This is a genomic window from Ancylothrix sp. D3o (assembly GCF_025370775.1).
In the GTDB taxonomy this organism is placed as follows: Bacteria; Cyanobacteriota; Cyanobacteriia; order Cyanobacteriales; family Oscillatoriaceae; genus Ancylothrix.
The window spans coordinates 1,539-3,716 of record NZ_JAMXEX010000084.1 but is presented as its reverse complement, the minus strand read 5'-3'; the positions used below and the strand labels follow the sequence as shown (position 1 = coordinate 3,716).

Here is a 2,178-nt window from a genome sequence, read left to right as displayed (position 1 = left end):
ATAGTTTTACGAACATCTTCGCGGTAGGACATCATTTGATGAGTTCCTAAAGGACGACCACAATTACCGGCTACACAAGACCACGCCCCGACTGAATCATAATCGCCTTCAATATCTGAAATAGCAGTTGATAAAGCAGACATATTTACGCCTCCATAACTTACACAATTAAGCGATTGTTGTTGAGTGAAACTTTGGCCATTGAAACTTCTTGATTCCGAGTTATTGCGTCGTTCAGTAGAAGGATCTGCTGCATTCGTACTAACACTTCCCCCCGAAGTTTGAGAATCTTTCCAGTCAGCCGGCCCTAAAAACACCATGCTGCTTTTTTCTTCATAGCTGAACCAAGGAACCGGCCCAATAAAGTAGGGAGTGCAACCCAAATCAACAAAAGCGTTACGAATACAAATGCGGAAAAATAGGGCAGTATTAAATCGGCCTTGTGTTTCAGAGACATCCCAAATTGCCACCTTCATTACTTCTCCAAAGGGATGCCGGCCAGTTGGTTCCATCCCATTATTAACAGATGCTAAAATCCCCTGACCACCTTTAACTTCTTGGTATTTACCCGATACCCATTGATGACCACGCACTGATTCATTACCAGAAAATTCAACATGAGCACAATCTTGATAACAGGGGACACTAAACCCTTCCACATCTGAACCTGACATCGTGCGGGTGGTGCGGTGTTCTTTGTTGCCAAAGACAATATCAACCTGGCCGGTTGAAGTACCCACCGGCATTATAGGATTAGGAAATTCTGAAAAAGGAACGTCTGGCAATCCTGGTACTTGTTCAATCGGCACAGCTTGCCAATTCTGAAAGTTACCTAACTGTGCTAGTTGTAAGTTAGGGATATCGCTAATTGGATATTGTTCCAGGGGTAAAGAAGCTAATGGTAGTTCCCCTAATTGTGGAGAATTTGTCAGCAATTGGGAGAGGGTTTGGGAAGAGTCTACACCCATCGGAACTTGTGCAGTTAGCAAATCAAGTATGGGTTTAACTTGATTTACTGGGAAATCACCCAACCCCGGAACCGCCTCAACTAAACTTTGGAGGTTTTGAAATTTCATTACCCCAAAATCTGAAAGGCGTAGATTATCAAAAGTTTGCCCAACAAATTCACCAATTTTAGATAAATCAAATTCTTGTAGCCGAAACGAATCTTGAAAATCTCCAATCATGGTAAAAGTTGCTGGATTTTGGCCCCTCTGCCAACTTCTGGAAGGGTCATATCCCAACCGACTTACCATATCCGGTGTGGCAGTAAAACTTCCCCCTTCTGTTATTGGAGGCATGGAACTAAAAGTAATTTGACCCCAATCAGGAAGCGCTACCCCATTCCATGAAAGGGTAGACACCGGCGCTTCTGGATTACCAATTTGGCTACCCGGTGGTGCCGGTGTAGATGGAGATATCGGAGTTTGAGAAAACCCTCTTTCACTCCGCATCAGTAACAAACCTGATAAAAACAAAGTCAGGGCTAATCCAAAAAGAAACCAATACAACGTTCGCCAAACTAAATTTATCCTAAACATAAATCCCCCACTAAATTTGATTGGCTCTGATATCTTGAGAACCCAATTGCTGTAATTTCATCACCAAATCTTGAGAAATCCCCGCTGCTCGCATTGCCATCTCTGGGGATTGACCGGCCTTTATACGAGAAAGAAAATCATTGATTCGATTCCACAGTTGAGAACCCGAAATTAAAAGAGAACGCCCAAGCGCCACTTTAATTCCTTGCTCAATCCCTGGTATAGAAATTGTAGAAATTCTAGGGATTTCTGTTGGTTGTATGGTAGGGTTAGAAACTGTGGGTGCTAATGTTTGCCTTGTCTGTGTGAAATTCTGGTAAGCTTGTTGAGGTATTAATGTTTGCCTTGCTTGTGTAAAATTCTGTCCAACAATTTGAACAGTGTAGTAACCTACTTTATCGGAGGGATGAATTTTAAACAGGTAAACCTGAGAACCACCAGAACCATTTGACACTAAAGTTAATAGGGAGTGATTAGCAGCAGGTAATCCTTCAAAGTCTAAGCGTTCAATCAGCTTTAAGTGGACGAGGGTAGCCGGTCTATTGGTCTCACATTTTTTGGCTAATCCTTCCAGACAACCATCAGCATCTAGGGTGACAAAAGCGGGATTGTCTAGCCAAGCTTTCTGGATAATTTC

General features: G+C 42.7%; 1 protein-coding gene and 1 pseudogene. Both read right to left on the bottom strand.

Translation table 11 applies throughout. The features are described 5' to 3' along the window. A pseudogene (locus tag NG798_RS27045) lies at positions 1 to 1,541 on the bottom strand (hypothetical protein); the annotation flags it as partial. A 10-nt stretch (positions 1,542 to 1,551) separates the two neighbouring features. Continuing rightward, positions 1,552 to 2,178, bottom strand: a 627-nt coding sequence (locus NG798_RS27040) for a hypothetical protein (RefSeq protein ID WP_317619645.1), incomplete at its 5' end; no start/stop codon positions are given.